This is a genomic window from Actinosynnema sp. (genome assembly GCF_052038725.1).
In genome coordinates this window covers 1-5,440 of the sequence record NZ_JBQGCX010000125.1, presented here as the reverse complement: position 1 = coordinate 5,440, position 5,440 = coordinate 1, and the positions used below count along the sequence as shown (strand labels likewise).

The window sequence follows — 5,440 nt, the reverse complement described above, 5'->3', positions numbered from 1 at the left end:
AGGGTGGTGGGTGGGGTGGGGGGTGGAGAAGTGGGAGAGGTGGTGGGAGAGCGCTTGCCTTCGGTGGGGTCGAGATGGGGATTGGGGGATGTCAGGAGGCGGGAAAGGGCTTGCTTCGCGGCTTCGAGGTGGGGGTTTTGGGACATGTCGGCCTTCTTCGGGTCAGCGGGTCACCAGGGTTGGGTGCGTTCTCGGAATTCCAGGGCTGTTGCCACGTGCGCTCTCGTCGGTTCGGGGGCGCCGTCCAGGTCTGCGAGGGTCCAGGCCACTCGTAGGCAGCGGTCCGCGCCTCTTCCGGTCAGGGCGCCCCTCGACAGGGCCAGTTGGAGGGCGTGGGTCGTCGTTTCGGGTAGGGGGTGGTCGCGTCTGAGGACCGGGCCGGGGACTTGGGCGTTTGACTGCCAGCCGTGCTCCGACCAGCGGTGGACGGCTCTCGCCCTCGCCTCCGCCACCCTTGAGCGGACTACCGCCGTTGACTCCGGTGGGGCGGGCTGGGCGGCGATCGTGGCCTCGGTCAGGGGGCGCATGGGGACGCGCAGGTCCACCCGGTCCAGCAGTGGGCCCGAGAGCTTGGACTGGTACCTGCGGCGCACCGCCGACGGGCAGGTGCAGTCGAGGTCCCTCGCGGGGGCGCAGGGGCAGGGGTTCGTCGCCAGGACCAGTTGGAAGCCCGCCGGGTAGCGGACCACGCCGTCGCTCCTCGCCACGCGGACCTCGCCCTCCTCCAGGGCGGTGCGCAGGGAGTCGAGCTTGGCGGCGCCGAACTCGCACGCCTCGTCCAGGAACAGCACGCCGCGGTGGGCTCGGCTGACCGCGCCCGGTTTCGCCAGGCCGGAACCACCGCCCACCAGGGCCGAGATGGAGGTGGAGTGGTGCGGGGCGACGAAGGGCGGGGTGGTCACCAGCGGGGTCTCCTCGGTGAGCAGGCCCGCCACGGAGTGGACCGCCGTGACGCTCAGCGCCTCCTCCACCGACAGCGGCGGCAGCAGGGTCACCAGGCGTCTGGCCAGCATCGTCTTCCCGGTGCCCGGCGGGCCGGTCAGGAGCAGGTGGTGGCCGCCCGCCGCGGCCACCTCCAGGGCCCACCTCGCCTCCGGTTGGCCCACCACGTCGGCCAGGTCCGGGCCCCGCGCGGCGTCGGACCAGGTGGGCGGGCCCGGTGGCGCCAGCGCGGTGTCGTCGCCGGACAGCCAGGTGATCACGTCGCGGAGGGAACCAGCGCCCAGGCAGTCCAGGTCGGTCACCAGGGACGCCTCGGGGAGGGCGGACAGGGGGACCACGGCCCGCCTCAGACCCGCCGAGCGGGCCGCCACCAGAGCGGGCAGCACGCCCCGCACCGGGCGGACCCGGCCGTCCAAGGCCAGCTCGCCCAGCAGGGCCACGCCCTCCAGGCGGTCCGGCGGGACCACCTGCGCCGCCGCCAGCACGGCGCACGCCAGCGCCACGTCGTAACCGGTGCCGCCCTTCGGCATCGACGCCGGGGACAGGCCCAGGGTGACGCGGTGCGCGGGCCACTGCTGGCCGCTGTTGCGCACGGCCGCGCGCACCCGGTCCTTGGACTCGTGCAGCGCCGCGTCGGGCAGGCCGAGCAGCTGGGTGCCGACCGACCCCGCGCCCACGTCGGCCTCGATCTCGACGGGCACGCCCTCCACACCGCGCAGCGCCACCGACCACGCCCTCGCCAGCGCCATCACACGCCCCTGACGTGTCGCAGCCGCACCGGGCCTCCTGGGGGCCACTCCAGGCCCACCAGGTCGACGCGCACCCCCACCCCGGACAGCCGGTGCTCGCGGCGCCACCGGTACGCGGTCCGGCGCACCCGGTCGAGCTGCTCGGGCGTCGCCGCCTCCAGGGGATCGCCCCGGCCGGACCCCGAGCGGCACTTCACCTCGCACACCACGAGCCGCACGCCGTCCGTGGCGACCACGTCCAGCTCGCCCGAGGCGCAGCGCCAGTTCCGGGCCAGCACCACCAGGCCCTGGCGCTCCAGGTAGCGGCACGCGACGCTCTCGCCGAGCCTGCCGAGCACGTGGGAAGCGGTCACGACGACCTCCGAAGGAGAAGGGGAAAGCTGCTTCGGGATCGACTGTGCGCCCGCGGGAGAGCGGGTGGCGACGGGGAGAGCGCGGGCTGTGGAGAAGTCCTCGGGCTGTGGAGAGAGCGGGGAGGAACTCGGCGGAACCTGCTAGAGGGGGTGGAGCCCCGGAGGAGCAGGAGACCGTGGAAGACCCCGGAAACACCGGAAGGGGCCCTCCCGCAGGAGAGCCCCTTCCCGAGGCCGAGACCGAGACCGCGACCGGCCGGCCGGACGACCGGTCGACGCGCGCTGGATCAGGTGTTGAACGGCCCGCTGTCCGGCAGCCTCAGCTCCGGCTTGTCCAACTCCTCCACGTTCACGTCCTTGAACGTGATCACCCGAACGTTCTTGACGAACCGGGCGGGCCGGTACATGTCCCAGACCCAGGCGTCGGACATCCGCACCTCGAAGTAGACCTCGCCGTCCGCGTTGCGGACCTGCACGTCCACCGTGTTGGCCAGGTAGAACCGCCGCTCGGTCTCCACGACGAACGAGAACTGGTTGACGATGTCGCGGTACTCCTTGTACAGCGACAGCTCCATCTCGGTCTCGTACTTCTCGAGATCCTCTGCACTCATCACGCCTCCGCGCGGGTGTTCATCGATCCGCGCCCCTCCTCGTCGCGGGCCTGCCACCGCCGGTCTGCGGGGGTCCTCCATTCTGGACCACGCCTGCGGTGGGGACGCCGCGCGCCACCCGGTGCGGTGGTGGTTCCAGGCCGAGCCTGGCCGCCGCAGCCGCCACGTTCGCATACGACCAGCGGTGCTGCCCACTCGGCCCGTGTTCCAGCAGCGCCGCGGTGTGCGCCGCGGTGCCGTACCCCTTGTGCACGTCGAAGCCGTAGACCGGCAGCTCCTCGTGCAGCTCGGCCATGATCCGGTCCCTGGTGACCTTCGCCAGCACGGACGCCGCGGCCACGCAGGCGGCCACCCGGTCACCCTTGACCAGCGGCGCGTTCGGCGCGGTCAGCCCCGGCACCGGGAACCCGTCGGTCAGCACGTAGCCGGGGTGCGTGCCCAGCCGGGCCACCGCCCGGCGCATCCCCTCGACGTTCGCCACGTGCACGCCGATCGCGTCCACCTCGTCGGCGGGCACCACCACCACCGCGTGGTCCAGTGCCCGCTCCAGCACGAGGTCGTGCATCCGGTCGCGCGCGGCGGCGGTCAGCAGCTTCGAGTCGGTGAGCCCCGCGAACCTGGCCGCGTCCCCGGTCCGCAGCACGGCCGCCGCCACCACGAGTGGCCCCGCGCACGCGCCCCGACCGGCCTCGTCGACCCCGGCGACGGGGCCGAGCCCGCGCCGGTCGAGCGCGGCCTGGAACGCCCAGGTGCCCGAGGTCGACCGGACCTGGGCGCGCACTGGCTTGCGGATCACCAGCCGACCCTATCCCAGCCCACCCCGCCGGAACCTCCCGCGCACGCGCCTGCCCAGCAGCAGCACCGGCCACGCGGCGGCGGCCCCGACGCCGAGCGGCGCCGCGTCCTGCCAGGCGGGCGCGCCGATCGCGGCGGCCTGCGGGTCGTGGTCGTCGATGGACTTCCACCGCGACGGCGGCAGCACCACCAGCCGCGCCTTGCCGACCACGTCGGTCACCGGCACCAGCCCGCCCTCGCGCCCGTCGCCCTGGCAGCGCGAGTCGCACGAGTCGTTCCGGTTGTCGCCGAGCACGAACAGGTAGCCGGGTGGCACGTCCAGCTTCGGGAACGACTCCTGGACGGTGCTGCGCCCCGGCTCCCAGTAGACGTACGGCTCGTCCAGCGGCTTGCCGTCCACCTTGACCCGGTTCCGCTCGTCGCAGCACTCCACGCTCTGCCCGCCGACGGCGACGACCCGCTTGACGAAGTCCTCCTCGTTCGGCGAGGGCAGCCCGATCAGCTGGCCGAGCGAGGCCACCACCCCGGCGAGGCCGCCGGTGTCCTGCGGCGGGTGGAACTCCTGGTTGACCCAGGAGTCCGGCCCGTGGAAGACGATCACGTCACCGGGCGAGACGTCGGTGAACCGGTAGGTCAGCTTGTCCACGAGCACGCGGTCGCCGTAGCAGCCCGCGCACCCGTGGAGGGTCTGCTCCATCGACTCGGACGGGATCATGTAGACCCTGGCGAGGAACGACTGGATCAGGAACGCCAGCCCGACCGCCACGAGGACGAGGACGGGCAGCTCCTTCCAGAAGGCGCCCTTGCGCCCCTTGCGGGCGCGCTCGCGCCAGCGCTGGACGGCCTCCTCGTCGACCGGTTCCTCGGGATCCTCTCCGGAGGGCCGCCGGTGACGTCCGACGTAGAACACCGAGTCAGGTTACCGACTTCCCCTGTGTGACCTTGGTCAGCCTGGCGCGCAGCCGCCTGCCGAGGAGCAGGACCGGGAAGGCCGCCGCGAGGCCCGCCCCCGCCGGGAGGCCGCTCTGCCAGGCGGGCGCGCCGATGGCCTGCGCCTGCGGGTTGTGGTCGCCGATGCCCTGCCAGCGCGAGGGGGGCAGCACGATGACGCGCGCCTTGCCGATCACCTCGGACTCGGGGACCGCGCCGTTGACGCCGCCGCCGCCCTGCTTGCGGGAGTCGGTGGAGTTGGTGCGGTTGTCGCCCATCACCCACAGGCTGCCCTCGGGCACGGTGACCGGCGCGAACGGCTCGTGGTCCTCGGGGGACGTGCCGGGCTGCCAGTAGATGTAGGGCTCGTCCAGCGGCTTGCCGTCCACCAGGAGCCGGTGCTGGTCGTCGCAGCACTCGACGGTCTGGCCGCCGGTGGCGATGACGCGCTTGACGAAGTCGCGCTCGTCGGGCGGCGCGAGGCCGATCAGGGAGGCGACCGACTGGAGGCTGCTCACGACGGGGTTGTCGGAGCGGCTGGAGGAGAAGTCGTTCTGGCCCCACGACGGGGGACCGCGGAAGACGACGACCTCGCCGGGCTCGATGTCGCTGAACTTGTACGTCAGCTTGTCCACGAGCACGCGGTCGTTCTGGCAGCCGGTGCACCCGTGCAGGGTCTGCTCCATCGACTGCGAGGGGATGACGTACACCCGCGCGAGGAAGGTCTGGATGAGGACGGTGAGCACCAGCGCGGTGCCCGCCAGGATCAGCAGCTCGCGCCAGAGCGGCTGCTTCTTCTTCTCCTCGGCGCCGCCACCGTCCGTGACCGGGGCCTGCTCGGACCCGGCCACGGGGGGACGATCCTGGTCACCTTCGCCCGATGAGGGCCGCACGGCGTCTGTCCCACGGTGAGACATTACCCACCGTGCGTGAGCACCGCGTCAGGAGGCCGGGAAGGGCTCAGGCGCCCGGCTTCGCGTCGCGCTTCTCCTTGATCTTGGCGGCCGTGCCGCGCAGGTCGCGGAGGTAGTAGAGCTTCGCGCGGCGCACGTCGCCGCGG

Annotated in this window: 7 protein-coding genes; all 7 read right to left on the bottom strand. The window is 72.9% G+C overall.

Annotated features, from left to right (window positions below; translation table 11 throughout):
• Positions 1–170 precede the first annotated feature (170 nt).
• Positions 171–1,691, bottom strand: coding sequence for a YifB family Mg chelatase-like AAA ATPase (locus ACTUAL_RS02425; protein ID WP_440899118.1), 1,521 nt, complete (start codon positions 1,689–1,691; stop codon positions 171–173).
• On the bottom strand, positions 1,691–2,044 hold the full coding sequence (locus tag ACTUAL_RS02420) for a YraN family protein (protein ID WP_015804610.1): 354 nt from the start codon (positions 2,042–2,044) through the stop codon (positions 1,691–1,693). The genes ACTUAL_RS02425 and ACTUAL_RS02420 overlap by 1 nt, the downstream gene beginning before the upstream one ends.
• A gap of 287 nt (positions 2,045–2,331) precedes the next feature.
• Entirely contained in the window at positions 2,332–2,655 is a 324-nt protein-coding gene (locus tag ACTUAL_RS02415) for a DUF2469 domain-containing protein (protein ID WP_015804611.1), read from the bottom strand.
• 19 nt (positions 2,656–2,674) lie between these two features.
• Complete coding sequence (locus tag ACTUAL_RS02410) at positions 2,675–3,451, bottom strand: ribonuclease HII (RefSeq protein ID WP_015804612.1); 777 nt, start codon at positions 3,449–3,451, stop codon at positions 2,675–2,677.
• A gap of 9 nt (positions 3,452–3,460) precedes the next feature.
• Positions 3,461–4,360: a signal peptidase I gene (gene lepB / locus ACTUAL_RS02405; protein ID WP_096496589.1), complete on the bottom strand. Its 900-nt coding sequence runs from the start codon at positions 4,358–4,360 to the stop codon at positions 3,461–3,463.
• A gap of 4 nt (positions 4,361–4,364) precedes the next feature.
• The gene (gene lepB, locus ACTUAL_RS02400) at positions 4,365–5,297 is read right to left on the bottom strand and encodes a signal peptidase I (protein ID WP_440899117.1); all 933 of its coding nucleotides are present in this window, start codon (positions 5,295–5,297) and stop codon (positions 4,365–4,367) included.
• A 43-nt stretch (positions 5,298–5,340) separates the two neighbouring features.
• Positions 5,341–5,440: 50S ribosomal protein L19 (locus ACTUAL_RS02395; protein WP_440899119.1), on the bottom strand; the 100-nt coding region annotated here is incomplete at its 5' end.